Source organism: Actinophytocola sediminis, from assembly GCF_054779715.1.
The window spans coordinates 62,095-87,005 of record NZ_BAAGXS010000091.1 but is presented as its reverse complement, the minus strand read 5'-3'; the positions used below and the strand labels follow the sequence as shown (position 1 = coordinate 87,005).

29 protein-coding genes are annotated in these 24,911 nt (G+C 71.5%); 10 read left to right on the top strand and 19 right to left on the bottom strand.

What is annotated here, in order from left to right; all coding sequences use genetic code 11:
- Positions 1-95 precede the first annotated feature (95 nt).
- Entirely contained in the window at positions 96-719 is a 624-nt protein-coding gene (locus ACYVIP_RS40610) for a DJ-1/PfpI family protein (protein WP_460406412.1), read from the bottom strand.
- 9 nt (positions 720-728) lie between these two features.
- Complete coding sequence (locus ACYVIP_RS40605) at positions 729-1,685, bottom strand: GlxA family transcriptional regulator (protein ID WP_460406411.1); 957 nt, start codon at positions 1,683-1,685, stop codon at positions 729-731.
- Positions 1,686-2,030: 345 nt separating this feature from the next.
- On the opposite strand from ACYVIP_RS40605, the gene ACYVIP_RS40600 reads away from it, so the two are divergent.
- The 4 genes from ACYVIP_RS40600 to ACYVIP_RS40585 are packed head-to-tail and all read left to right on the top strand — an operon-like array spanning position 2,031 to position 5,903.
- A complete protein-coding gene (locus tag ACYVIP_RS40600) occupies positions 2,031-2,984 on the top strand; it encodes an ABC transporter substrate-binding protein (protein WP_460406410.1) in 954 nt (317 codons plus the stop codon).
- Entirely contained in the window at positions 2,984-4,033 is a 1,050-nt protein-coding gene (locus ACYVIP_RS40595) for a FecCD family ABC transporter permease (RefSeq protein ID WP_460406409.1), read from the top strand. The genes ACYVIP_RS40600 and ACYVIP_RS40595 overlap by 1 nt, the downstream gene beginning before the upstream one ends.
- Positions 4,030-4,833 carry an ABC transporter ATP-binding protein gene (locus ACYVIP_RS40590; protein ID WP_460406408.1) on the top strand — a complete coding sequence of 268 codons (804 nt, stop codon included), beginning with the start codon at positions 4,030-4,032 and terminating at the stop codon, positions 4,831-4,833. The genes ACYVIP_RS40595 and ACYVIP_RS40590 overlap by 4 nt, the downstream gene beginning before the upstream one ends.
- Positions 4,830-5,903, top strand: coding sequence for an NAD(P)H-dependent amine dehydrogenase family protein (locus tag ACYVIP_RS40585; protein ID WP_460406407.1), 1,074 nt, complete (start codon positions 4,830-4,832; stop codon positions 5,901-5,903). Before ACYVIP_RS40590 ends, ACYVIP_RS40585 begins: the two co-directional genes overlap by 4 nt.
- A gap of 104 nt (positions 5,904-6,007) precedes the next feature.
- On the opposite strand, the gene lgt is transcribed toward ACYVIP_RS40585, so the two are convergent.
- From lgt to ACYVIP_RS40555, 6 genes are all read right to left on the bottom strand, one after another.
- Entirely contained in the window at positions 6,008-7,231 is a 1,224-nt protein-coding gene (gene lgt, locus ACYVIP_RS40580) for a prolipoprotein diacylglyceryl transferase (RefSeq protein ID WP_460406405.1), read from the bottom strand.
- An 83-nt stretch (positions 7,232-7,314) separates the two neighbouring features.
- Positions 7,315-8,103 carry a tryptophan synthase subunit alpha gene (gene trpA, locus ACYVIP_RS40575; protein ID WP_460406404.1) on the bottom strand — a complete coding sequence of 263 codons (789 nt, stop codon included), beginning with the start codon at positions 8,101-8,103 and terminating at the stop codon, positions 7,315-7,317.
- A complete protein-coding gene (trpB, locus tag ACYVIP_RS40570; protein ID WP_460406436.1) occupies positions 8,103-9,380 on the bottom strand; it encodes a tryptophan synthase subunit beta in 1,278 nt (425 codons plus the stop codon). The genes trpA and trpB overlap by 1 nt, the downstream gene beginning before the upstream one ends.
- The gene (gene trpC / locus ACYVIP_RS40565; protein WP_460406403.1) at positions 9,359-10,168 is read right to left on the bottom strand and encodes an indole-3-glycerol phosphate synthase TrpC; all 810 of its coding nucleotides are present in this window, start codon (positions 10,166-10,168) and stop codon (positions 9,359-9,361) included. Before trpC ends, trpB begins: the two co-directional genes overlap by 22 nt.
- A gap of 147 nt (positions 10,169-10,315) precedes the next feature.
- Entirely contained in the window at positions 10,316-10,768 is a 453-nt protein-coding gene (locus ACYVIP_RS40560) for a Trp biosynthesis-associated membrane protein (RefSeq protein WP_460406402.1), read from the bottom strand.
- Entirely contained in the window at positions 10,761-12,311 is a 1,551-nt protein-coding gene (locus ACYVIP_RS40555; RefSeq protein ID WP_460406401.1) for an anthranilate synthase component I, read from the bottom strand. Before ACYVIP_RS40555 ends, ACYVIP_RS40560 begins: the two co-directional genes overlap by 8 nt.
- Before the next feature lie 109 nt (positions 12,312-12,420).
- On the opposite strand from ACYVIP_RS40555, the gene ACYVIP_RS40550 reads away from it, so the two are divergent.
- Positions 12,421-13,035, top strand: coding sequence for a TetR/AcrR family transcriptional regulator (locus ACYVIP_RS40550; RefSeq protein WP_460406435.1), 615 nt, complete (start codon positions 12,421-12,423; stop codon positions 13,033-13,035).
- Here ACYVIP_RS40550 and hisI read toward each other — a convergent pair.
- Together hisI and hisF are read right to left on the bottom strand one after the other, a co-directional pair.
- Entirely contained in the window at positions 13,016-13,369 is a 354-nt protein-coding gene (gene hisI, locus ACYVIP_RS40545) for a phosphoribosyl-AMP cyclohydrolase (RefSeq protein ID WP_460406400.1), read from the bottom strand. The genes ACYVIP_RS40550 and hisI overlap by 20 nt on opposite strands.
- Complete coding sequence (gene hisF, locus ACYVIP_RS40540; RefSeq protein WP_460406399.1) at positions 13,366-14,124, bottom strand: imidazole glycerol phosphate synthase subunit HisF; 759 nt, start codon at positions 14,122-14,124, stop codon at positions 13,366-13,368. The genes hisI and hisF overlap by 4 nt, the downstream gene beginning before the upstream one ends.
- Before the next feature lie 40 nt (positions 14,125-14,164).
- Here hisF and ACYVIP_RS40535 point away from each other — a divergent pair, with 40 nt between their 5' ends.
- From ACYVIP_RS40535 to ACYVIP_RS40520, 4 genes are all read left to right on the top strand, one after another.
- Entirely contained in the window at positions 14,165-14,737 is a 573-nt protein-coding gene (locus tag ACYVIP_RS40535; protein WP_460406398.1) for a TetR/AcrR family transcriptional regulator, read from the top strand.
- Positions 14,738-14,896: 159 nt separating this feature from the next.
- Positions 14,897-15,616, top strand: a complete 720-nt coding sequence (locus ACYVIP_RS40530; protein WP_460406397.1) for an ABC transporter ATP-binding protein — start codon at positions 14,897-14,899, stop codon at positions 15,614-15,616.
- Positions 15,613-16,344 (top strand): ABC transporter permease, encoded by a 732-nt coding sequence (locus ACYVIP_RS40525; protein ID WP_460406396.1) that lies wholly within the window; start codon positions 15,613-15,615, stop codon positions 16,342-16,344. The genes ACYVIP_RS40530 and ACYVIP_RS40525 overlap by 4 nt, the downstream gene beginning before the upstream one ends.
- Positions 16,345-16,380: 36 nt before the next feature.
- Positions 16,381-16,785 (top strand): PPOX class F420-dependent oxidoreductase, encoded by a 405-nt coding sequence (locus tag ACYVIP_RS40520; protein ID WP_460406395.1) that lies wholly within the window; start codon positions 16,381-16,383, stop codon positions 16,783-16,785.
- Here ACYVIP_RS40520 and priA read toward each other — a convergent pair.
- The 5 genes from priA to ACYVIP_RS40495 all read right to left on the bottom strand — a co-directional run bounded on the left by priA (position 16,748) and on the right by ACYVIP_RS40495 (position 20,950).
- Complete coding sequence (gene priA, locus ACYVIP_RS40515) at positions 16,748-17,488, bottom strand: bifunctional 1-(5-phosphoribosyl)-5-((5-phosphoribosylamino)methylideneamino)imidazole-4-carboxamide isomerase/phosphoribosylanthranilate isomerase PriA (protein WP_460406394.1); 741 nt, start codon at positions 17,486-17,488, stop codon at positions 16,748-16,750. The two genes, ACYVIP_RS40520 and priA, sit on opposite strands and share 38 nt — an antisense overlap.
- Complete coding sequence (locus ACYVIP_RS40510) at positions 17,485-18,351, bottom strand: helix-turn-helix domain-containing protein (RefSeq protein ID WP_460406393.1); 867 nt, start codon at positions 18,349-18,351, stop codon at positions 17,485-17,487. The genes priA and ACYVIP_RS40510 overlap by 4 nt, the downstream gene beginning before the upstream one ends.
- A 243-nt stretch (positions 18,352-18,594) precedes the next feature.
- Positions 18,595-19,227 carry an imidazole glycerol phosphate synthase subunit HisH gene (gene hisH, locus ACYVIP_RS40505; RefSeq protein WP_460406392.1) on the bottom strand — a complete coding sequence of 211 codons (633 nt, stop codon included), beginning with the start codon at positions 19,225-19,227 and terminating at the stop codon, positions 18,595-18,597.
- Positions 19,228-19,361: 134 nt separating this feature from the next.
- Positions 19,362-20,270: a transketolase family protein gene (locus tag ACYVIP_RS40500; protein WP_460406391.1), complete on the bottom strand. Its 909-nt coding sequence runs from the start codon at positions 20,268-20,270 to the stop codon at positions 19,362-19,364.
- Positions 20,270-20,950, bottom strand: coding sequence for a transketolase (locus ACYVIP_RS40495; RefSeq protein ID WP_460406390.1), 681 nt, complete (start codon positions 20,948-20,950; stop codon positions 20,270-20,272). Before ACYVIP_RS40495 ends, ACYVIP_RS40500 begins: the two co-directional genes overlap by 1 nt.
- Positions 20,951-21,044: 94 nt before the next feature.
- On the opposite strand from ACYVIP_RS40495, the gene soxR reads away from it, so the two are divergent.
- Positions 21,045-21,509 (top strand): redox-sensitive transcriptional activator SoxR, encoded by a 465-nt coding sequence (soxR, locus tag ACYVIP_RS40490; RefSeq protein ID WP_460406389.1) that lies wholly within the window; start codon positions 21,045-21,047, stop codon positions 21,507-21,509.
- 129 nt (positions 21,510-21,638) lie between these two features.
- Here soxR and ACYVIP_RS40485 read toward each other — a convergent pair whose 3' ends face one another.
- Genes ACYVIP_RS40485 through hisD form a run of 4 tightly spaced genes read right to left on the bottom strand, consistent with a single transcriptional unit; the run spans position 21,639 to position 24,823 of the window.
- The gene (locus ACYVIP_RS40485; RefSeq protein ID WP_460406388.1) at positions 21,639-21,797 is read right to left on the bottom strand and encodes a hypothetical protein; all 159 of its coding nucleotides are present in this window, start codon (positions 21,795-21,797) and stop codon (positions 21,639-21,641) included.
- A gap of 10 nt (positions 21,798-21,807) precedes the next feature.
- The gene (gene hisB / locus ACYVIP_RS40480; protein WP_460406387.1) at positions 21,808-22,407 is read right to left on the bottom strand and encodes an imidazoleglycerol-phosphate dehydratase HisB; all 600 of its coding nucleotides are present in this window, start codon (positions 22,405-22,407) and stop codon (positions 21,808-21,810) included.
- On the bottom strand, positions 22,404-23,504 hold the full coding sequence (locus tag ACYVIP_RS40475) for a histidinol-phosphate transaminase (protein ID WP_460406386.1): 1,101 nt from the start codon (positions 23,502-23,504) through the stop codon (positions 22,404-22,406). The genes hisB and ACYVIP_RS40475 overlap by 4 nt, the downstream gene beginning before the upstream one ends.
- Positions 23,501-24,823: a histidinol dehydrogenase gene (hisD, locus tag ACYVIP_RS40470; protein WP_460406385.1), complete on the bottom strand. Its 1,323-nt coding sequence runs from the start codon at positions 24,821-24,823 to the stop codon at positions 23,501-23,503. Before hisD ends, ACYVIP_RS40475 begins: the two co-directional genes overlap by 4 nt.
- Positions 24,824-24,911: the final 88 nt, after the last annotated feature.

The window sequence follows — 24,911 nt, the reverse complement described above, 5'->3', positions numbered from 1 at the left end:
CCGAGGCCCAACGCGAGCGCAGCGAAGGGTCCCTTCACTGCGGTCGGCGCAGCGAAGGGACCCTTCGCTGCGGTTGGGGCGGCGGCGGGGGGCCGTTAGCGCGTGAGGATGGCGGTGGCGGTGGCCAGTTGGGTGGGGGTGGCCTTTTCCGGGGAGCCGGTGTCGAAGGGGGGCCTCGGGTCGTACTCGAGCATGAGCTGTACGACCCGGGCCACCTCCGCCCCCCACAACTCGGCGGCCAGGGTCAGCCCGAGGTCGATCCCCGCCGACACCCCGGCGCCGGTGATCACCGAGCCGTCCCGCACCACCCGCTCGTGGCTCACCTGCGCCCCGAGCTCGGCCAGCGTCGCCCGCACCCCCCAGTGCGTGGTCGCCGGGCGGCCGGTGAGAATCCCGGCCTTGGCCAGCAGCGTCGACCCCGAGCACACCGACGCGGTCCAGGTCGCCGTCGGGTGCGCGGCCGCCAGCCAGTCGAGCAGCGCGGTGTCCGTCAGCGCCGCCGCCCACCGGGAACTGCCGGGCACGACGATCACGTCCGGCCGGGGCAGCTCGGCGAACGTGACGTCCGCGTACACGGTCAGCCCGTTGTCCGCGCGCACCGGCCCGGTCCGCTCCGCCACGAACCTCGGCGACACCGACGGGTGCCCGCTGAGCGTCTCGTAGGGCCCGACCAGGTCCAGTGCGGTGAAGCTGTCGTAGAGCACAAACGCGATGTCCATGAAATCTCCTCAGCCGGCCTGGTCCATCGTCCGGCGGAACCGCTGCCGGTAGTCGGCCGGCCCCACCCCGAGCTGCCGGTGGAACGCCCGGCGCATCGTCTCCGCGGTGCCGAACCCACACCGGGCCGCCACCCCCTCCACCCCGTCCGCCTGGTCGAGCAGCGCCTGCCTGGCCGCCTCGACCCGCGCCCGCTCCACGTAGACCCCCGGCGTGACGCCCACCTCCCGCCGGAACGTCCGCGCGAAGTTGCGCGCGCTCATGTGCGCCCGCTCGGCCAGCGCCTCCACCCGCAGGTCCGCGGCGAGGTTGTCCAGGATCCACTCCTGCACCCCGCGCAGCGACCCACTCGGCGCCGCCACCAGCGGCCCACTGAACTGCCGCTGGCCACCAGGTCGGTGCACGAACCACACCAGCCACCTGGCGACCTCCAGCGCGACCTCAGGCCCGAGATCGTCCTCGACCAGCGCGAGCGCCAGGTCCATCCCGGTGGTGACCCCCGCCGAGGTCCACACGTTGCCGTCGCGCACGTACACCTGGTCTTCCCGCACGCTCACCTTCGGGAACAGCTTGGCCATGGTGGCGCTGACCACCCAGTGCGTGGTCGCCTGCCGGCCGTCGAGCACACCGATCCGGCCAAGCAGCAACGCCCCGCTGCACACCGACGCGACCCGCCGCGCCCTCGGCGCCATCTCGGCCAGCCAGCCGACGAGCCGCTCGTCGAACATCGCCTGCCGTACCCCCGGGCCGCCGGCGACGATCAGCGTGTCGACCTCCCGGTCGGTCAGCGGGCCGTCCATGGCCAGCGGCAGGCCGCTGGTGGTGGTCACCGGCTCGTTGGCGACCAGGTCGACCGTGTACGAGCCGGGCACCAGGTCGGCCGCGACCTGGAAGACCTCGAGCGGACCCGCGACATCGAGCAGCTGCACGCCGGAGTACGCGACGAGCACGACGGAACGGGGAGCCATGGCCCAATCCTGTTGATCCGACGCCGTGTCCGCAATGCCAAAGACCCCTCGCATCCGGCCAGCCCCCTCGGCGGTATCCGAGGTGGTAGCGTCCTGCTGCTGGTCAGGGAGCTGACCAGCGACGCGCACAGTCCGCGGCCCATCCGGGGCCCCGGCAGGTGGTAGCGAAGTCCGGTGCGAACCCGGCGCTGTCCCGCAACTGTGGAGGCCCCGCGCACAGCGGCGCCCGAGCCAGGTCGCCTACCACTCCCCGCGTCGACGCCAACCGCCCCCGGTGCAGGGATGCGGCGTCCGCCACCGCGATGGCGCGCCGTCCGGCGCCGGGCCGATCTCGAAGGTGGACCGATGACTCTCCCCCGCGGGCGCGTACGACGCCTGACGGCCATCACCCTCACCGGCGCGCTGCTGCTCGCCGGCTGCGCCGAACGCGCCGAGGAGGACCCGCCGGCCGAGGAGTCCGCGCGCGCGGACTTCCCGGTCACGCTCACCCCGGCGGAGGGCGAGCCGGTCACCCTCGACGACCGGCCGGAGAAGATCGTGTCGCTGTCGGCGAGCAACACCGAGACCCTCTACGCCATCGGCGCCGGCGAGCAGGTGGTCGCGGTCGACGACCAGTCCAACCACCCGGCCGAGGCGCCGCGCACCGACCTGTCCGGGCTGACGCCGAACGTCGAGGCGATCGCCGAGTACGACCCGGATCTGGTGGTGCTCTCCGACGACACCGACGGGGTCGCGGCCGCGCTCACCAAGCTCGACCGCGACGTGCTGATCGTGCCCGCCGCGGCGACCCTGGACGACCTCTACGCCAGCATCGAGCTGCTCGGCAAGGCCACCGGCCACGCGGCCGAGGCGGCCGACATCGCCGAGCGCACGCGCACCGACCTGGACAAGATCGTCGAGGAGACGCCGAAGCCGAGCGAACCGCTGACCTACTACCACGAGCTGGACACCACCTACTTCAGCGCGACGTCCAAGACGTTCATCGGTCAGGTGTACGGCCTGTTCGGGCTGGCCAACATCGCCGACCCGGCCGACATCGACCAGGGCGGCTACCCGCAGCTGACCGTCGAGCACATCCTCAAGTCCAACCCGGACCTGGTCTTCCTCGCCGACGTGAAGTGCTGCGGCCAGAACGCGGAGACGGTGGCCGCCCGGCCAGGCTGGAGCACGCTGACCGCGGTCCGCGACGGCAACGTGGTCGCCCTCGACGACGACCTGGCCTCGCGCTGGGGTCCTCGGGTGGTCGACCTCGCCAGGGACATCGCCGAGGCGGTCGAGAAGGCGGGCGCGGGCAGCTGATGGTCAGGCGGGCGAACCAGGGGATCCGTCCGACCAGGCTCGCACCGGGGGTGCTCGTCGTCGCGGTTCTCGGGCTCGTCGTGGTGATCTCGGTGTCGGTGCTGCTCGGGGCGGCGAACCTGGGCTGGACGCGGGTGGTGCGCGAGGTGTTCGCGCAGGTCACCGGCGGCCTGTCGCCGCTGTCGGCCTCGGAGGCGGCGATCGTGTGGGACGTGCGGCTGCCCAGGATCGTGCTCGCCGGGCTGGTGGGCGCGGCGCTGGCGATGGCGGGCGCGGCCTTCCAGGGTGTGTTCCGCAACCCGCTGGCCGACCCGTTCCTGCTCGGCGCGGCGGCCGGTGCCGGCATGGCGGCCACCATCGTGGTGGTGGCCGCGCCGTCGGTGACCGGCTGGGTGATCGGGCCGCTGCCGCTGGCGGCCTTCGCCGGCGCGATCGGTGGGGTGTCGCTGACCTGGCTGCTCGGCCGCTCGGCCGGCGGCGGGACCGCGGTGCTGCTGCTGGCCGGGATCGCGGTGGCGTCGTTCCTGACCGCGATCCAGACGTTCGTCCAGCAGCTGAACACCGACACCATCAAGCAGGTCTACAGCTGGATGCTCGGCGGGCTGAACACGACCGGCTGGCGGGAGGTGCTGATCACCGTGCCCTACATCGGGCTGGCCGGGGTGGTGCTGTGCGTGTGCGCGCGGCTGTTGGACGTGCTGGCACTTGGCGACGACGAGGCGGCGTCGCTGGGCGTGCACCCCGGCCGGGTGCGCGTGGTGGTGTTGCTGGCGGCGTCGCTGGCCACGGCGGCGGCGGTGTCGGTGAGCGGGCTGATCGGGTTCGTGGGGATCGTGGTGCCGCACGTGGTGCGGCTGCTGGCGGGGGCGAGCTATCGGGTGGTGGTCCCGCTGTCGCTGGTCGGCGGGGCGGCGTTCCTGATCGTCGCCGACCACATCGCGCGCACCGCGTTCGCCCCGGCCGAGCTGCCCATCGGGGTGATCACCGCGTTCACCGGTGCGCCGTTCTTCCTGTTGGTACTGCGGATGAACCGCCAGGAGGTCCGGTGACTGCGCTGACGCTGCGGGGGGTGAGTGCGCGGTACGGCTCCCGGGTCGTGGCCGCCGATGTCGACCTCGAGCTGCCGACCGGCAGCTGGCTCGCGATCATCGGGCCGAACGGTGCCGGGAAGTCCTCCCTGCTCAAGGCCATCCTCGGCGCGGTCGACCACGACGGCGAGATCCTGCTGGGCGGCAGGCCCGCCACCGACCTCAACGCCCGGCAGCGCGCCCGCGCGCTGGCCTACGCCCCACAGAACCCGCAGCTGCCCGAACGCCTGACGGTGACCGACTACGTCCTGCTCGGCCGCACCCCGCACCTGGCGCCGCTGGCCCGCGAGCGCCGTGCCGACCTGGCGATCGTCGAGGAGTCGTTGCACCGGCTCGATCTCGGTGAGCTGGCCGGCCGGGCGCTGCACACGCTGTCGGGTGGGGAGCGGCAGCGGGCGGTGCTGGCCAGGGTGCTCGCCCAGCAGGCAGGCGTGCTGCTGCTCGACGAGCCGACCACCGGCCTGGACATCGGGCACGCGCAGGCCCTGCTGGAGCTGGTCGACCGGCTGCGGGCCGAGGACGGCGCGACGGTGGTCAGCACCCTGCACGACCTCACGCTGTCGGCCCAGTACGCCGATCGGGTGCTGTTGCTGCACGGCGGCACGGTGGTCGGCTACGGCACGCCGGAGGAGGTGCTCACCCGCGAGACCGTCGAGCTGCGCTACGCCGCCGACGTCGAGATCCTCACGACGGACAACGGAAACCTCGTCGTCACGCCGACCCGGATCAGGCCGGCCGCCCATAGACTTCCTGAGCTATGACCTACCGCGTGGTGCAGTGGAGCACCGGAAACGTCGGCCGGCACGCGCTCGCCGGGATCGACGCCCGGCCGGACCTGACGCTCACCGGCGTCTGGGTGTCCTCAATGGACAAAGTGGGCGTCGACGCCGGCCGGCTCGCCGGACTCGGCCGCGACCTCGGCGTGCTGGCCACCCACGACGCCGACGCGCTCATCGCCAGCAAGCCAGACTGCGTGGTGCACACCGCGATGGCCGACGACCGTCTCGGCGAGGCGCTCGAGGACCTGGCGCGGTTCCTGCGCGCCGGGATCAACGTGGTGTCCAGCGGCCCGGTGTTCCTGCAGTTCCCGGACGGGGTGCTGCCGGCCGAGCTGATCGACCCGGTGCGCCAGGCCGCGGTCGACGGCGGCGCGTCGTTGTGGGTCAACGGGATCGACCCCGGGTTCGCCAACGACTGGCTGCCGCTGGTGCTCACGTCGATCTGCCAGCGGGTCGACCAGGTGCGGTGCCTGGAGATCCTGGACTACTCGACCTACCACAACCCCAAGGTGCTGTTCGACATCATGGGTTTCGGCGGGCCGATGGACCAGACGCCGATCCTGCTCCAGCCCGGGGTGCTCACGCTCGGCTGGGGCAGCGTCGTGCAGCAGCTGGCCGCCGGGCTCGGGATCGTGCTCGACGAGGTCGAGCAGGAGGTCACCCGGCTGCCGGCGCCGGAGACGTTCGAGATCGCGGCCGGCACCATCGAGGCCGGCACGGCGGCGGCCCTGCGGTTCGAGGTGCGCGGCATGGTCGGCGGCCGGGCGATCTGCGTGCTCGAACACGTCACCCGGCTGCGGGCAGACCTCGGCGACGACTGGCCGCAGCCGACCGGACAGGGCGGCTACCGGGTCGAGCTGACCGGGGAGCCCAACTGCGTGCTGGACCTCCAGCTGCGCGCCAGCGACGGCGACCACAACACCGGCGGACTCAAGGCGACGGCGATGCGCCTGGTCAACGCGATCCCGGCGGTCGTGGCCGCCCCGCCGGGCCTGCTGACGTCGTTGGACCTGCCGCTGGTGACCGCCCGCGGCCTGGTGTCCCGCACCTAGGTCAACTGCCCTGAATGCCTCATTCGGGACGTTGAGCGTCGCCAATGCCTCATTCAGGGCATCGCGGCCGGAGCCGCACCGCGGCGAAGCGTTCCGGTGCTGGGTCAGGACTCCTTGCCGCCGGCGGAACTCGGCTCCTTGGCCGGCTCGGCGTCGGCCTTCTCCGCGTCCGCCTCGTCGCCTGTGTCGTCGACCGTGTCCGACTTCGCCACGTCCGACTTCGCCACGTCCGACTTCTCGGCGTCCGTTTCCTCAGTCACGTCCGACTTCTCGGCGTCCGCGTTCTCCACCGGGTCCGACTTCTTGGCCGGCTCGCCCTCGGCTGGCTTGTCCTCGGCCTTGTCGGCCGACTTCTCGGCGTCGGTGTCCTCGGCGTCCGAGGTGTCCTTGGCGTCGGTGTCCTTGGCCTCGTCCGGATCAGCGGCGGTCGCGGCGTCCGCGTCGGTGTCCGGCGGGGTCTGCTGGATGGCCGCCAGATCCTCCCGTGGACCACGGGACTTGGCCAGTATCAGGTAGGCGATCGCGCCGAGGAACACCAGGATCGACACCCACACGTTGATCCGCATCCCGAAGACCTGCGTGGCCTCGTCGGTGCGCATCAGCTCGATCCACCCACGGCCCAGGGTGTAGCCAGCGACGTAGACCGCGAACGCGCGCCCGTGCCCGAGCCGGAACCGCCGGTCGGCCCACACCACCAACGCGGCGACCGCGAGGTTCCACAGCAGCTCGTAGAGGAACGTCGGGTGCACGACCTCGATCGGGATGTGGTTCTCCGCGACACCGTTGAGGTTGTCCTCGATGGCGCCGTTCATCCGCCGGTAGATCTCCAGGCCCCACGGCAGGTCGGTCGGCCCGCCGTAGAGCTCCTGGTTGAAGTAGTTGCCGACCCGGCCGATGGCCTGCGCGACCACGATGCCGGGCGCCACCGCGTCCGCGAACACCGGCAGCGGCACCTTCTTGACCCGGCAGCCGATCCACGCGCCGACCGCGCCGAGCGCGATCGCGCCCCAGATGCCGAGGCCGCCGTCCCAGATGCGCAACGCGTCCAGCGGGTTGCGGCCCTCGCCGAAGTACCGGTGGTAGTCGGTCGCCACGTGGTAGAGACGCCCACCGACCAGGCCGAACGGCACCGCGAACACCGCGATGTCCACGATCGTGCCTGGCTGGCCGCCGCGGGCGGCCCACCGCCGCTCGCCCCACCAGATCGCCACGATGATGCCCGCGATGATGCACAGCGCGTAGGCCCGCAACGGGATGGGCCCGAGCTCCCAGACACCGCGGTCGGGGCTCGGGATGTTCGCCAGGAAGACACTGGACGCCACGTTCACGCGCGTCACCGTAACGGTCGGCCGTGACGCCGTACACAATGGGTCGCCCTAGCGGCGTCCGTCCCGGCGGGTGCCGGGACGAGTCAGCTGGTGACCACCGGGCGCCGCACGCCGGCGGCGAGTTCCTCGGCGAGCTCGCGCACCCCGGCCACCTCGGTGGCCTTGGACACGAACGCCGAGCCGACCACGACCGCGTCGGCGAACCCGGCGACCTCGGCCGCCTGCTCCCCCGACCGCACCCCGAGCCCGACGGCGATCGGCAGGTCGGTGCACTCGCGGGCGCGGGACACGAGATCAGCGGCCGCGTCGTCGACCTGGTCGCGGGCGCCGGTCACGCCCATCACGGCGGTGGCGTACAGGAAGCCGGTGGTCGCGGCGGCGGTGACGGCGATCCGCTCGGCGCTGGAGGACGGCGCGACCAGGAAGATCCGGTCCAGGTCGTGGGTCTGCGCGGCGGCGATCCAGTCGGCCGCCTCGTCCGGGATGAGGTCGGGGGTGATGATGCCCAGCCCACCCGCGGCGGCGAGGTCCCTGGCGAACCGGTCCACCCCGTAGCGGTGCACCGGGTTCCAGTAGGTCATCACGACCGCCTGCCCGCCGGCCGAGGACACGTGCTCGACCACGCGGAAGACGTCCCGCAGCCGGAAACCGCCACGCAACGCCTGGTCGGCGGCCGCCTGGATGGTCGGGCCGTCCATCACCGGGTCGGAGTAGGGCACGCCCACCTCGACGACGTCGCAGCCGGAGTCGATCATCGCGGCGAGCCGCTCTGCCGAGCCGTCCACGGTCGGGTACCCGGCCGGCAGGTAGCCGATCAGGGCCGCGCGGTTCTCCGCGCGGGTACGGGCGAACACCGGATCGAGGCGAGACATCAACTCTCCATGAAGCCGAAGTACTTGGCCGCGGTGTCCATGTCCTTGTCCCCACGCCCGGACAGGCACACCACGATCAACCCGTCCGGCCCCAGCTCCCTGCCCAGCCGCAGGGTGCCGGCCAGCGCGTGCGCGGACTCGATCGCCGGGATGATGCCCTCGGTCCTGGACAGCAGCTGGAACGCGTCCATCGCCTCGGCGTCGGTGACCGGGAAGTACTCCGCGCGGCCGGTGTCCTTGAGCCAGGCGTGTTCCGGGCCGACGCCGGGGTAGTCCAGGCCGGCGGAGATCGAGTACGCCTCGATGGTCTGGCCGTCCTCGTCCTGCAGCAGGTAGGACAGCGCGCCGTGCAGCATGCCGGGGCTGCCCTCACTGAGCGTGGCGCCGTGCTCACCGGGCTCGACACCCCGGCCGCCCGGCTCAAGGCCGACCAGGCGCACCGACGGGTCGTCGAGGAAGCCGTGGAAGATGCCGATGGCGTTGGATCCGCCGCCGACACACGCGGTGACCACGTCGGGCAGCCGGCCTGCCTGCTCGAGGATCTGCGCGCGGGCCTCCTGGCCGATGATCTTGTGGAAGTTGCGCACCATCATCGGGAACGGGTGTGCGCCCGCGGCGGTGCCCAGCAGGTAGTGGGTGGTCGCGACGTTGGCGACCCAGTCGCGCAGCGCCTCGTTGATGGCGTCCTTGAGGGTGCGTGAGCCGGCGGTCACCGGGATGACCTCGGCGCCGAGCAGCCGCATCCTGGCGACGTTGAGTGCCTGGCGCTGGGTGTCGACCTCGCCCATGTAGACGACGCACTCCAGGCCCATCAGCGCGCACGCGGTCGCGGTGGCCACGCCGTGCTGGCCGGCGCCGGTCTCGGCGATGACCCGCTTCTTGCCCATCCGTTTGGTGAGCAACGCCTGCCCGAGGACGTTGTTGATCTTGTGGGAGCCGGTGTGGTTGAGGTCCTCGCGCTTGAGGAACACCCGCGCGCCGCCCGCGTGCTCGGCGAACCGGGGCGCCTCGGTGAGCAGCGACGGCCGGCCGGCGTAGTCGCGCAGCAGCCGGTTGAGCTCGTCGATGAAGTCCGGGTCCAGCCGGGCCTTCTCGTACACGGCGGCCAGCTCGTCCATGGCGCCGATGAGCGCCTCGGGGAGGAACCGGCCGCCGTACGGGCCGAAGTGACCGTGGTCGGGGTCGTGCTCGCTGTGCTCGTGCTGGTCGGGCTCCGGACTCTCGCCGTCCTTACCCGAGCCCGTGTCGTCCGAGGTCACCGGCTCGGCCTCGGGCAGGCCGGGTGCGAGCCGGCGGTGACCAGCTGGATCAGCGCGGCCTTGGGGTCCGGGCTCGCGACCAGGCTCTCGCCGACCAGGACGGCGTCGGCGCCGGCGCCGGCGTGGGTCATCAGGTCGCCGGGGCCGCGGATGCCGGACTCGGCGATCTTGAGCACCTCGAAGGGCAGCCCGGGGGCCAGCCGGCCGAAGGCCTCGCGGTCGACCTCGAGGGTGTGCAGGTCACGGGCGTTGATGCCGATGACCGACGCGCCGGCCTCCAGCGCCCGGTCGGCCTCCTCGGCGGTGTGCACCTCGACCAGCGCGGTCATGCCGAGCGACTCGACCCGGTCCAGCAGCGACACCAGGGCGTTCTGCTCCAGGGCGGCCACGATCAGCAGCACCAGGTCGGCGCCGTGCATCCTGGCCTCGTGTACCTGGTAGGGCCCGACCACGAAGTCCTTGCGCAGCAACGGAACGTCGACCACGGCCCGCACCGCGTCGAAGTCGGCCAACGAGCCGCCGAAGCGCCGCTGCTCGGTGAGCACACTGATCACCCGGGCGCCGGCGTCGGCGTAGTCCTTGGCCAGCGCGGCCGGGTCGGCGATCGACGCGAGGTCGCCCTTGGACGGGCTGCGCCGCTTGACCTCGGCGATCACCCCGATGCCCGAGCCGCGCAGCGCGGCGATGGCATCCCTCGGCGGCGCCGCCTTGGCGGCCCGCTCCTTCACGGTGTCGAACGGGAGCTCGGCCTCGCGCACCGCGAGGTCGGCGCGCACGCCCTCGATGATCGACTCGAGAACACTCACCACTGGCCACACTCGCCGGCGTTGCTCGGCCGTGGCGCGAACGTCACGTCCGATGTGTCGCAGGTGCTATCAGTCACCAGCTTTACCCCTTCCCGCCAAAGGGATGCTAACCCCGCACCGGGCGACGACTCGTTACCGGGTCCACGCTCAGTGTTCATTCTCCGCCTTGCCCATGGTCGGGTCTCGGCCGTCGCTCAAACCGTCCCACATGTCCTTGTCCGGATCGCTGGACACGGTGCGCGCGTTAGCCGACCGATACCTCGCCCCCAGCGTGGGTAGCCTGGCCGTGAACCGGATCACCAGCGATCCGGCCGCCACCAGCGACAGCGCGCCGAGCAACGCCACCCAGCGGCCGAGCCCGCCACCGGAGGCGGCCAACGCCTGCCAGCCGGCCAGCAGGCCGGCCAGCACGACCAGCGCGCCGACCACGCGCCGTGCCCAGCCGCTGGCCGCGATCGTGCCGCCCGCGCCGGCGAGCGCGACCAGCGCGAGTCCGCCGCCGGAGTCCGGTCCGTCGGCCAGACCGGTCGAGGCCAGGAACGCCACCGCCGCGGCGAGCAGCAGCGGCCAGACGATCCACTGTGGACGACGGTCAGCCATCTGCCGGGCCGTCGGCGGGGCGGATGGTGCGCGCGGTCGCGATGGCACTGAGCACGGCCAGAGCCTTGTGCACGCACTCGGTGTCCTCGGCGGCGGGGTTCGAGTCGGCCACGATGCCCGCGCCGGCCTGCACGTAGGCCACCCCGTCGCGGATGAGCGCGGTGCGGATGGCGATGGCGGTGTCCGCGTCGCCGGCGAAGTCGAGGTAGCCCACGACGCCGCCGTAGAGCCCTCGGCGGGTGGGCTCGAGCTCCTCGATGAGCTCCATGGCCCTGGGCTTGGGCGCGCCGGACAGGGTGCCGGCGGGGAAGCACGCGGTGACCGCGTCGAAGGCCGTCCGCCCGTCGATGAGCGTGCCGGTCACGGTGGACACGATGTGCATGACGTGGCTGTAGCGCTCGACCCGGAAGAAGTCGACCACGTGCACGCTGCCGGGGCGGCAGACCCGGCCGAGGTCGTTGCGCCCGAGGTCGACGAGCATGACGTGCTCCGCGCGTTCCTTGTCGTCGTTGAGCATGTCCTTCTCGAGGATGGCGTCCTCGTCGGGGTCGACGCCCCGCCACCGGGTGCCGGCGATCGGGTGGGTGGTGGCCACCCCGTCGCGCACCGTGACCAGCGACTCCGGGCTGGACCCGACGATGTCGAAGCCGTCCAGGCGCAGCAGGTACATGTACGGGCTGGGGTTGGTGGTGCGCAGCACGCGGTAGACGTCGAGCGGGTCGGCCTCGGTCGGCATCTCGAAGCGCTGGGACAGCACGACCTGGAAGCCCTCGCCCGCGCGGATGGCCTCCTTGGCGGTGCGCACGGCGGCGGTGTAGTCGTCGGTGGACCGCCTGCGGGTGAACTCGGGCGCCGGCTGCTCGAACACCGCGACGGTGGGTGGCGCCGGCTGCTGGAGCTGCTCGGTCATCCGGCCGAGGCGGGCGACCGCGTCGTCGTAGGCGGCGTCCACCCGCTCCGGGCTGTCGTCCCAGTTGACGGCGTTGGAGATGAGCGTGATGGTGCCCTCGTGGTGGTCGAGCGCGGCCAGGTCGGTGGACAACAGCATCGCCAGCTCGGGCAGCCGCAGGTCGTCCTCGGTGAGGGTGGGCAGCCGTTCCAGCCTGCGGACGGCGTCGTAGCCGACGTAGCCGACCATGCCGCCGGTGAGCGGCGGCAGGCCGGGCAGCGGCTCGGTGCGCAGGATCTCGACGGTCTCCCGGAGCGCGGCCAGCGGGTCGCCGGTCTCGGGCAGGCCGACCGGCCGGGTGCCCGCCCAGTGGGCCTTGCCGTCACGTTCGGTGAGCACGGCGGTACTGCGCACGCCGATGAACGACCAGCGCGACCAGGAGCGCCCGTTCTCGGCGGACTCGAGGATGTAGGTGTTGGGACGGCCCTGAGCGAGTTTGCGGTACACGCCGACCGGGGTCTCGGCGTCGGCGAGCAGCCGCCGGACGACGGGAATGACGCGGTGATCGGCGGCCAGCCGGTGGAACTCCTCGCGGGTCGGGCTGACCACCCCCAGTCCACGCGGCGCGGTTCTTGACTCGATCACACTGGACATAGCGGCTATTGTCCCGCCGATGCCCAGCCACGAACGCGTGGGTGCCGAACCCGACGAGGCAAATTCACCATATGTTGAAAACATTGACACGGTGTCCGATGATGATGCCGTGAGCAAGGCCGCCAACAGCGATGCCCCGCGCCGGCGCGGCCGCCGGCCGGGCGGGGCCGACACCCGCGCCGCCTTGGTCACCGCGGCGCGCGAGGTCTTCATCGAGCAGGGCTACGACGGGGCCACCGTCCGGGCGATCGCCGCGCGGGCGCAGGTCGACGCGGCCATGGTCAACCACTGGTTCGGCGGCAAGGAGGGCCTGTTCGCCGAGTCGGTGCTCAAGCTGCCGTTCAACCCGCAGGACGTCGTCGAGCAGGTGCTCGACGGCGAGGTCGACCTGCTCGGCGAACGCATCGTGCGCGCGTTCCTGACCAACTGGGACCGTTCCGGCGGCGGCATGTTCACCGCGCTGGTGCGCAGCATCACCAGCCACGAGCAGGCCTCCATGGCGCTGCGGGACTTCATCGTCAAGCACGTGGTCGCGCGGATCCTGGTCAAGGTCGCCCCCGACCAGCTCGACTTCCGGGCCACGCTGGTCGCCACCCAGCTGATCGGCATGGGCATGGTGCGCTACGTCGCGCAGTTCCCGCCGCTCGCGACGGCCGACATCGAGACCATGGTGAGCGCCGTCGCGCCGACGCTGCAGCGCTACATCAACGGCCGGATCGACTGAGCAGGACGTCCTCGTCGAAGCAGGTGGCCGCGCCGGTGTGGCAGGCGGCGCCCCGCTGGTCGACCACCAGCAGCACGGTGTCGCCGTCGCAGTCGAGCCGGACCTCGTGCACGTACTGGGTGTGCCCGGAGGTCTCCCCCTTCACCCACAGGCGTCCCCGGCTGCGGGAGAAGTAGGTCGCCTCGCGGGTGGTGAGCGTGCGGTGCAGCGCCTCGTCGTTCATCCAGGCGACCATCAGCACCTCGCCGGTGCCCCGCCGCTGCGCGACCGCGCACACCAGCCCGTCGGCGGTGCGCTTGAGCCGGGCGGCGATCGCCGGGTCCAATGTGGTCATCGCACGACCACCCCGGCCGCGCGCAGACCGTCCTTGACCTCACCGATGCGCAACTGTCCGAAGTGGAACACGCTGGCGGCCAGGACCGCGTTGGCGCCGGCGGCCACCGCGGGCGGGAAGTGGTCGACCGCGCCCGCGCCCCCGCTGGCGATCAGCGGGACGTCCACCACCGCGCGCACCAGCTTGATCAGCTCCAGGTCGAAGCCCGCCTTGGTGCCGTCGGCGTCCATGGAGTTGAGCAGGATCTCGCCGACACCGAGCTCCTGGCCGCGTGCGGCCCACTCGACCGCGTCGATGCCGGTGCCCTCCCGACCGCCGTGGGTGGTCACCTCGAACCCGGACGGGGTACGCGCCCGGCGCGCGTCGACCGACAGCACCACGCACTGCGCGCCGAAGCGCTGGGAGCACTCCCGCAACAGCTCCGGGCGCAGGATCGCGGCGGTGTTCACCGAGACCTTGTCCGCGCCCGCCCGCAGTAGACGGTCCACATCGGACGGCGCGCGCACGCCGCCGCCGACGGTCAGCGGGATGAACACCTGCTCGGCGGTGCGCCGGACGACGTCGAACGTGGTCTCCCGGTCGGCCGAGGAGGCGGTGACGTCCAGAAAGGTCAGTTCGTCCGCGCCCTCGGCGTCGTAGGCGGCGGCCAGCTCGACCGGATCGCCGGCGTCGACGAGGTTGGTGAAGTTGACCCCTTTCACGACCCGACCCGCGTCGACGTCCAGACAGGGGATCACACGCACCGCGACCGACATGCCGTCGAGGATACTGGCGGGGTGAACGAGAGGAGCCGAGGTGGCGCGAACCGGTAGACGGCCGGGCCAGACCCAGACCCGCGAGGAGATCCTGGCGGCCGCGCGCAACCAGTTCGCGGCGAAGGGCTACACCGCCACGACGATCCGGGGCATCGCGGCCGAGGCCGGGGTGAACCCGGCGCTGGTGCACCATTTCTTCGGCGCGAAGGACCAGATCTTCGTGGCCGCGCTGAACCTGCCGTTCAACCCGACGACGCTGGTGGACACCGTGCTGCACGGTCCCCGGGCGGAGATCGGCGAGCGGATCGTGCGGCTGTTCCTCGGCCTGTGGCGCGAGCAGTCGACGCGGTTGCCGTTCTTCGCGCTGATCCGTTCGGTGGCCAGCAGCCAGGAGGTGGCCGCCCAGCTGCGCCAGTTCATGGAGAACGCGGTGTTGGCGAAGGTGGCCGCCGCGCTGGACGTGCCGCCGGTCCGGGTGACCGGCGCGGCGTCGCAGATGATCGGGCTGGTGATGATGCGGCACATCATCGGCGCCGAGCCCATCGCCTCGGCCAGCGAGGACGAGGTCATCGCCCTGGTAGCCCCCGTAATCCAGTATTACTTCGACGCCTGACCCCACCCACCCCGAAAGCCCTGAATGCCTCATTGCGGACGTTGAGCGTCCCGAATGGGGCATTCAGGGCTTTCCTCGGCGCGTTCCCACCTGCCCAGATCGGGTCAATCCGCCCGTCCGGCTTGACGCGCGGATCTCAGCGGGCGCAGAATTAAACACGTGACTAATTTTGCCATCGTTGCCGCCGGGCTGCGGGTCCGGCGTGGACCACGAGTGGTCCTGCACGACGTGGGTTTCTCCGTGCCGAGCGGCACGATCACCGGGCTGCTCGGCCCGTCCGGCTGCGGCAAGACGACGCTCATGCGCGCCGTGGTCGGGGTCCAGCTCGTCGAGGCGGGCGAGGTGACCGTGCTCGGTGAACCGGCCGGCAGCCCGCAGTTGCGCGACCGGATCGGCTACGCCACCCAGAACCCCTCGGTCTACGCCGACCTCACGGTCCGCGAGAGCCTCCGTTACTTCGCCGCGATCCTGCGTGCCCCCAAGGACGACGTCGAGCGGGTCATCGACGAGGTCGGTCTCGGCACCCACGCCGACCACCTGGTCGGCGAGCTGTCCGGCGGCCAGCTCAACCGGGCGAGCCTCGCGGTCGCGCTGCTGGGCCGGCCGCGGCTGCTGGTGCTCGACGAGCCGACCGTCGGGCTCGACCCGGTGCTGCGGGAGGAGCTGTGGGCGCTGTTCCGCTCACTGGCCGACCAGGGCGTCACGCTGCTGGTCTCCAGCCATGTGATGGACGAGGCCGCCCGCTGCGAGCGCCTGCTGCTGATGCGCGAGGGCCACATCCTCGCCGACGACACCCCGGCGGCACTGCGCGCGCGCACCGACGCCGACGATCTCGAGCAGGCGTTCCTGCGCCTGGTCCGGGAACAGGAGGCGGCGTGAACACCTTCGCTCTGGCCACCGCGCGGCGCATCCTCACCCAGCTGCGGCACGACCGGCGGACCGTGGCACTGATGATCCTGCTGCCGTCGCTGCTGATGATCCTGCTTCGGTACGTCTTCAACTCCGAGCAGGCGTTCAGCGCGGCCGCGCCGGCGCTGCTCGCGGTCTTCCCGTTCGCGATCATGTTCATCGTCACCTCGATCACCACGCTGCGGGAACGCACCACGGCCACGCTCGAGCGGCTGATGACCATGCCGATCGGCAAGTTCGACCTGCTGCTCGGCTACGCGATCGCGTTCGGGCTGGTCGCGGTGCTGCAGGTACTGGTGGCCGCGGTCATCTCGCTGACCTGGCTCGGCCTGGAGATCACCGGCTCGGTGTGGCTGCTGCTGGTGATCGCCGTGCTCGACGCGCTGCTCGGCACCGCGCTCGGCCTGCTGGCCAGCGCGTTCGCCCGCACCGAGTTCCAGGCGGTCCAGTTCATGCCGGCGATCGTCATGCCGCAGGTACTGCTGTGCGGGCTGTTCGCGCCCAGGGAGTCGATGACGCCGGTGCTGGAGTGGCTGTCGAACGTCATGCCGCTGTCCTACGCGGTGGACGCGCTCGACTCCGTCACTCGATCGAGTGATATCGACGGCACGCTCGTGCGCAACCTGCTCATCGTCGCCTGCTGCGTGGCGCTGGCACTTGTGCTCGGCGCGGCGACCCTGCGCCGCCGCACGCCCTGAGAACACTCACAGCAACCGAGCTCTAGCGTTAACGACATGACAACCGACATCGACCGGCTCGGCCGCAGCAGCTATGTGCTGGTCACCACGTTCCGCCGGGACGGCACGCCCATGCCGACCCCGGTCTGGGTAGCCCGCGACGGCGACGAGCTGATCATCTGGACACAGTCGACGGCCGGCAAGGTCAAGCGGGTGCGCAACAACCCGCGGGTCGAGCTCACCGAGTGCGACGCGCGCGGGCGCACCCGCGGCGCCTCGGTGACGGGGACCGCGCGGATCCTCGACGCCGAGGGCACCGAGCACGGCCGTCGGGTGCTGAAGAAGAAGTACGGCCTCACCGGCCGGATCGTGATCGGCAGCAGCAAACGCTTCCGCGGCGCGGACGGCTCCCTGTGCCTGGCGGTCACTGTTCCCGCACGGTCGCCAGCGCCTCAGGCATAGTGAACGCCCTGGTGTACAGCGCTTTCCCGATGATCGTGCCCTCGACGCCGATGTCGGCGAGGCCGGCGAGTGCCCGCAGATCGTCCACACTGGACACCCCACCGGACGCGATCACCGGCGCGCTCGACCTGGCGCACACGTCGCGCAGCAGCGCCAGGTTGGGACCGTCCAGCGTGCCGTCCTTGGTGACGTCGGTGACCACGTAGCGGGAGCACCCGTCCCGCTCGAGCCGGGCGAGGACGTCCCAGAGCAGGCCGCCGTCCTCGGTCCAGCCGCGGGCGGCCAGCCGGTGCTCACCGGTGTCGCCGATGCGCACGTCCAGCCCGACGGCCACCCGGTCGCCGAACTCACCGATGACCCTCCCGCACCACTCCGGGTTCTCCAGCGCAGCGGTGCCGAGGTTCACCCGCGCGCACCCGGTGGCCAGCGCGGCCGCCAGCGAGTCGTCGTCCCGGATGCCGCCGGACAGCTCGACCTTGACGTCCAGGCGCCCGACGATGTCGGCGAGCTGGGCCCGGTTGTCGCCGGTGCCGAACGCGGCGTCGAGGTCGACCAGGTGGATCCACTCGGCGCCGTCCTGTTGCCAGGTGAGCGCGGCGTCCCACGGGTCGCCGTACCCGGTCTCGGTGCCGGAACGGCCCTGGAGCAGGCGAACGGCCTTGCCGTCGCGGACATCGACGGCGGGAAGGAGCGTGAACGTCACCGTGGCAGGGTATCGAGGACGCCGTAGAGCTTGGTCGCCAGCTTGGCGATCAGCTCCCGCGAGCGGACCTCGTCCAGGGCGACGACACCGAGCTGGCGCAGCACGGTGCGGTAGGCGTTGACCTCGCCGGGCGCTTCCAGGAAGTGGCTCGCGACCTCCCCGTCGAGGAACACGATCCGCTTGAAGTCCCGCACGTTGAGCAGGGTGAACGCGCCCGCCATGGCGGCGTGCGCGCCGGCGGTGCGGGGCACGATCCGCAGCGAGACCGTCGGCCGGACCGACCGGCGGAGCAGCGAGTACAGCTGCTCGGACATCACCGCGGCGCCGCCGACGGGCGTGTGCAGCACGAACTCGTGCACGTAGAAGGTGCAGTCCGGCACGTCGTCGGCGTCGAAGATCCGCTGCCGCTCGAGCGTGCCGGCCACCCGGTCGGCGACGTCCCAGCGCAGCACGTTCGGGTTGGCGTCGAGCAGGGCGGTCGCGTAGTTCCTGGTCTGCAGCAGGTCGGGCAGGGTGCTCCCGTGGAACGCGTCGACGCTCAGCGCCCGGCGTTCGTGGTCGACGAGCGTGCGCAGCCGGCGGGGCAGCGCGGGGTGGTGGTGGATGTGCCACCCCGGCCCGTGGTCGACGCTCAGCCCCATGAGCCGTTCCCGCTCGTCGCCCCGCACCCCACAGACGGCGATGAACGAGGCGACGTCGTGGCTGGACCCACCGCGCTTCCCGGACAGGATGCGCGAGACGCGGCTGGGACTCCAGCCCAGCTCACGCGCGACCCCACTGGCATGAAACCCGCCACACTCCATCGCCCGGCGAAGGCCTTCGCCCAGCTCCCGACTACGTACCGTTGGTTCCCGATCCTCCATGGCCGGAACGCTATTTGCTTGCACCCACAGCACAACACCCGAAGTCCCACATCGAGCGATTTCCCCCAACCGACCTGTCCTATCGCCGAACGGCACCTATCCGATCAGTCCCTCTGATCAGTCGCGCTATCAGTCCCGCTAGCGCACCCGCACCGCTCACCGAGAACTGTCGGTCCCATCCGGTAAGCTGGTCACCGGGGGCCGGAGGCCAGGCCAACACCGATTCCCGATTCGAAAAAACAATCAATCGAGGCTTTTAAGCCAGTTCGTCAACAATTGCGCGCCGGCGTCCCCGGACTTCTCCGGGTGAAACTGCGTGGCCGACAACGCACCGTTCTCCGCCGCCGCGACGAAATCGGCACCGTGCGTCGCCCAGGTCACCATCGGCGCCGGCATCGGCGGCTCCGGAACGAGATCCCACGTCAACGCCGCATACGAGTGCACGAAATAGAACCGGGCGTCGTCGTCCATCCCGTCGAACAACACCGACCCCGCCGGCGCGCGCACGGTGTTCCACCCCATGTGCGGCACGACCTCGGCCTCCAGCCGGGCCACGGTCCCCGGCCACTGACCGCAGCCGGCCGTCTCGACCCCGTGCTCGATGCCCCGCTCGAACAGGATCTGCATCCCGACACACACGCCGAGCACCGGTCGCCCACCGGCCAGCCGCTGACCGATGACCCGCTCCCCGTGCACCGAGCTCAGCCCCGCCATGCACGCGGCGAAGGCCCCCACCCCCGGCACCACCAGCCCGGCGCACTTCAGCGCCGCCCGATGGTCGGCCGTGACCTCGACCTCCGCCCCGACCCGACGCAGCGCGCGCTCCGCCGACCGAAGGTTGCCGGATCCATAGTCCAGTACGACGACTCGTGTCACGCCCCCAGGCTACGAGATCCCCGGCGCCCGATGCCCCACGGCCAACAGGCGGGCGGCCAGCCCCCGCTCGTCACCCTCCACAGTCGACGCACCCGCCCCCACCATCCGTGGTCGGGTGACCACGGATGGCCAACTCAGCCAAGGAACCCGCGCACCGCCGCCGCGATCCCGACCGCGTCCAGCCCGTGCACCGCGTCGTGGTCGGCCGCCTCGCCGTACGCGCGCACCTCGATGTCCCGGCGCACCCCGAGCGACCGCACCCGGTGCGGCAGGTCGACCAACGCCTCCCCCACCGCATGCGCGGACGTCCCGGCCAGGTAGGGCTCGACCAGCACGACGTCGGCCGTGGCCCCGGCGACCGCCGCGCGCAGTCCATCGTGGTCGAACGGCCGCACCGTGCTGGCATAGAGCACCGAGACGTCCATAGTGGACGTCGCGGCGAGCACCGGGTCCAGCATCGGCCCGACCGCGAGCACGACCCCCCGGCTTCCCTTGCGCACCATGGTGAACCGCCCGGTCGGATACGCGGTCGCGTTCTCCCTGGTGGACAGTCGCAAGTACACCCTCCCGGAACCGGCGAGCGCGGCACGCAGCAGCGGCTCGACCTCGTCCGGATGCCCCGGCACGTGCACGGTCCAGCCGGGCAACGTGTCCAGCAGCGCGACGTCCCCCGGTCCCTGGTGAGTCCGCCCCATGGCCGGGGTGTCGTAGGAGCCGCCGATGCTGGCCAGCACCGCGCCGACGCCCTGGTGTCCGAGGTCCAGCTTGAGCTGCTCGAACGGCCGCTCGATCAGGAACGGCGTGTAGCTGTGCGCCACCGGCCGCAGCCCGCTGAGCGCGAGCCCACCGGCGACGCCGATCATCGCCTGCTCCCGGATGCCGACGTTGATCACCCGATCGGGGTGCCGCTCCCGCGCCTGTGCGAACGCGCCGGCGGTGATGTCGGCGGTGACCACGGCGAGCCTCGGGTCCTCGTCGAGCGCGGCCGACACCACGTCGACGAACACGGTCCGCATGAGCTTGTCGGTCTGTTGGCTGGTCATCACCACTCCTCGGCGAGGATCGTGGCCACCACGACGGACGGGCGGCCGGGGTGGGTGTCGGTGAACGCGCGGTGGAGCGCGTCGTGGTCGCGGCCGTCGACGGTGGCGGTGTGCCAGCCCTCGACCGCGAACCGGCGGGCGATGCCGCCCGGCCAACCGTGGCTGGCCGACCCGTTGTCGATCGCGGCGACGGTCAGCCGCTCGAGCCCGAGTCGACCGGCGAGCGCGATGGCCTCGTGGTTGCTGCCCTCGTCGAGCTCGCCGTCGCCGACGAGCACGACCACGCGGCTGTCCCGCCGCTGCGCGCGCAGGCCGAGCGCGGTGCCGACGCCGAGACCGAGGCCGTGGCCCAGCGAGCCGGAGCCGATCTCCACGCCGGGGACCAGCACGCGGTCGGGGTGCTGGCCCAGCGGGGAGTCGACGGCGGACCAGTTGTCGAGCAGCGTGGGGTCCAGGAAACCCTTGGCCGCCAGCACGGCGTAGTAGGCCATCGGGCCGTGTCCCTTGGAGAGCAGGAACCTGTCCCGGTCTGGATCGTCGACGGTGTCCGGGCTGATGTTCAGCACCCGGTCGTAGAGCACCCACAGGACATCCACAGTGGATGCGGCGGCCCAGGTGTGTTTCTCGTCGCCGGTCATGCGTTCGAACAGACCCGCCAGGTCGTGTGTCGTTCGTGTCATGTCACCGAGCATGCAACCTTGAGCGAACTGGAGGTCAAGTCGTCGAGTGCACGACTTCTCCACCTTTGTCTAGGTTTTCGGTTAGGGTCGGGACGTGCCGAAACTGCCGGATATGTTGTCGATCGGTGATGTGGTCAGGCGTAGTGGTGTGCCCCACACCGCGCTGCGTTTCTACGAGGAACGCGGCCTGATCGCCTCCGAGCGCACCACCGGCAACCAGCGGAAATACGCCCGTGCGGTATTGCGCAGGCTGGCATTCATCCGCACCGCGCAGCGCGTCGGCCTGTCCCTGGAGGAGATCCGCGACGCGCTGTCCACCCTGCCGGAGGGCCGCACCCCGACCAAGGCCGACTGGTCGCGGCTGTCCAACGTGTGGCGCCGGGAGTTGGACGCGCGGATCGACGCGATGCAACGCCTGCGCGACCGCCTGTCGGCCTGCATCGGCTGCGGCTGCCTGTCGCTGAAGTCCTGCCACCTGATGAACAAGGACGACGCGCTGGCCGCCATGGGCCCCGGCGCGCCCCGGCTACGCGCGGCCTCCGAGGGCGGCATCGCCTGACGTTCGCCCCCGAAACTGTCGGTCCCTCCTGGTAGCGTTGAATCCAGGGGACCCCCTGCCGGACCGCGCGAATGGTCCATTCGCTCGGGTTCGTTCTTGCCAAACTGGAGCGCTTGCGCTAATAGCGCGTCAGCTGGCCATCCACAGGATCGCGCCGCCCACCGCGACCGCGGCGGCCACGCCGAGCAGGATCGCCAGGCCCCTGGCCGTCCGGTACGTCGAGTAGACACCGCCGAGCAGGAACCCGGCGACCGCGAGCAGGCCGATGACGACAACTTCCTTGGACACGACGCGCAGCCTAGAGCACGCCCTTGGTACTGGGGACTCCGGTGAGCCGGGGGTCCGGCTCGGCCGCGGCCCGCAGCGCCCTGGCCAACGCCTTGTACTGCGCCTCGGTGATGTGGTGCGGGTCCCGCCCGTGCAACACCCGCAGGTGCAGCGCGATCCGCGCGTGGAAGGCCAGCGACTCGAACACGTGCCGGTTCAACACCGTCGGGTAGTTGCCGCCGACGGTGAAGCCGGTCATCGACTCCGGCTCTCCCAAGTGGACACAGTACGGCCTGCCGGACACGTCGACCGCGGCGTGCGCCAGGGTCTCGTCCATCGGGATCCACGCGTCGCCGAAGCGGCGGATGCCGTGCTTGTCCCCCAACGCCTTGCCGATCGCCTCACCGAGCACGATCGCCACGTCCTCGACCGTGTGGTGCGCGTCGATCTCGATGTCGCCGGTCGCGTTGACCGACAGGTCGAACGCGCCGTGCACACCGAACGCGGTGAGCATGTGGTCGTAGAACGGCACGCCGGTCGACACGTCGACCTTGCCGGCCCCGTCGAGGTCGATCTCGACCACGACCGACGACTCCTTCGTGGTCCGCTCGATCCTGCCGACCCGATTCACCTGACGATCTCCTTACTGGCGGCCAAGAACGCGTCGTTCTCGGCCGGGGTGCCGATGGTAACCCGCAGATACGCCGGGACGCCGACGTCGCGAATCAGCACCCCTTGGTCCAAATAGGACTTCCACGTGGTGTGCGCGTCCGTGAATCGTCCGAAGAGGACGAAATTGGCGTCACTGTGGACAACGTCAAACTCCTGGTCCCGCAACGACTCCATCACCCGGTCGCGTTCGGCGGACAGCGCGTGCACCGAACGCAGGGTGTCCTCCGCGTGCCGCAGCGCGGCCCGCGCGGCCGCCTGGGTGAGCGCGGAGAGGTGATAGGGCAACCGAACCAGCTGCAACGCGTCCACAACGGCCGGTGCGGCGGCGAGATATCCCAACCGGCCACCGGCGAACGCGAACGCCTTGCTCATCGTCCTGGACACGATCAACTTCGCCGGGAACTCCTCGATCAGCCCGACCGCGCTGGCCTGCGCGGAGAACTCGGCGTAGGCCTCGTCGACCACGATCAGGCCGGGTGCGGCGACGATCAGCTCACGCAGCCCGGCCACCGGGATCGACCCGCCGGTCGGGTTGTTCGGACTGGTCACGAACGCGACATCGGGCCGCCGGCGGACGAGCACCTCGGCGGCGCGGGCGGTGTCGAGCGTGAAGTCCGGCCGGCGCGGGGTCGGTGCCCACTCGGTGCGGGTGCCGGCGGCGATGATCGGGTGCATCGAGTACGACGGCTCGAACCCCAGTGCGGTGCGGCCAGGACCGCCGAACGCCTGCAGGATCTGCTGTAGCACCTCGTTGGATCCGTTGGCGGCCCACAGGTTCGCCACGCTCAGCGGCACCCCGGTGGCCGAGGTCAGGTAGTTCGCCAGGTCGACCCGCAGCGCGGTGGCATCGCGGTCCGGGTACCGGTGCAGCCCGCCGGCCGCCTCGGCCACCGCCTCGGTCACGTCGGCGACCAGCGCGGGTGGCGGCGGATAGGGGTTCTCGTTGGTGTTGAGCCGGATCGGGACGTCCAACTGCGGGGCGCCATAGGGGCTGGCGCCGCGCAGGTCGGCCCGCAGCGGTAGGTCGTCCAGCCCGACCTCGTCGCCGATGGTCATTCGGCGCCGCCGAACCGGGCGGTGACCGCCTGCCCGTGCGCCGGGAGGTCCTCGGCGTTGGCCAGCGCGACCACCTGCGGCGCGACGGCTTCGAGCGCGGCGCGGGAGTAGTCGATCACGTGGATGCCGCGCAGGAAGGTCTGCACCGACAACCCGGACGAGTGCCGCGCGCAGCCGCCGGTGGGCAGCACGTGGTTGGAGCCGGCGCAGTAGTCGCCGAGCGAGACCGGACTGTGCGCGCCGACGAAGATCGCGCCCGCCGCGCGGACCCTGGCCGCCACCCCGGCCGCGTCCCTGGTCTGCACCTCGAGGTGCTCCGCCGCGTAGGCGTCCACAACGGACAATCCATCCTCCACAGTGGACACCAGAACGCAGCCGGACTGCTTGCCGCGCAACGCGGCCGTGATCCGCTCGGTGTGCTTGGTGCGCCCGACCTGCCTGGCGAGCTCGACGTCCACCCGGTCGGCGAGCTCGGCGGAGTCGGTGACCAGCACGCTCGCGGCGAGCGTGTCGTGCTCGGCCTGGCTGATCAGGTCGGCGGCGACGTGCACCGGGTCGGCGGTGTCGTCGGCCAGGATCGCGATCTCGGTCGGCCCGGCCTCCGAGTCGATGCCGATCAGCCCGCGCAGCAGGCGCTTGGCGGCGGTCAGGTAGACGTTGCCGGGGCCGGTCACCATGTCCACCGGCTCGAGGTCGGCGCCGTTGGTGTCCTGCCCGCCGTGGGCCAGCAGCGCGACGGCCTGCGCACCGCCGACCGCCCACACCTCGGTGACCCCGAGCAGCGCGGCCGCGGCGAGGATCGTCGGGTGCGGCCGGCCGCCGAAGTCGGCCTGCGGCGGCGAGCAGACCACGAGCGACTCGACGCCCGCGGTCTGCGCGGGGACGACGTTCATCACCACGCTCGACGGGTAGACCGCGAGGCCGCCCGGCGCGTACAGCCCGACCCGCCGGACCGGCACCCACCGTTCGGTGACCGTGCCGCCCGGCACGACCTGGGTGGTGGTGTCCGTGCGCCGCTGGTCGGCATGAACCGCCCTGGCCCGCTTGACAGCTTCGTCGAGAGCGGCCCGCACGGCGGGGTCAAGCCCGTCGAGCGCCTCTTTCAGGGAATCGTCGGGCACCCGGATGGATGACGGCCGCACGTTGTCGAAACGTTCCGTGTAGTCGAGCGCCGCGGGTACGCCGCGCTCACGGACGTCGTCGACGATCGGGCGAACCCGATGCAGCACGGCGTCCACGTCGGTCTCGGCGCGCGGCATCATCGCGCGCAACGTGGCCGGGGAGGGGACTCGACCACGCAGGTCGGTACGGCTGAGCATCGGCTTCCTCTTGATCGGTCGGCGATCGGTCTGCCAGGGACTCCAGCCTAAGCCGTCGGGGCGCACGGCCGAACGGCCCAGTACCTTC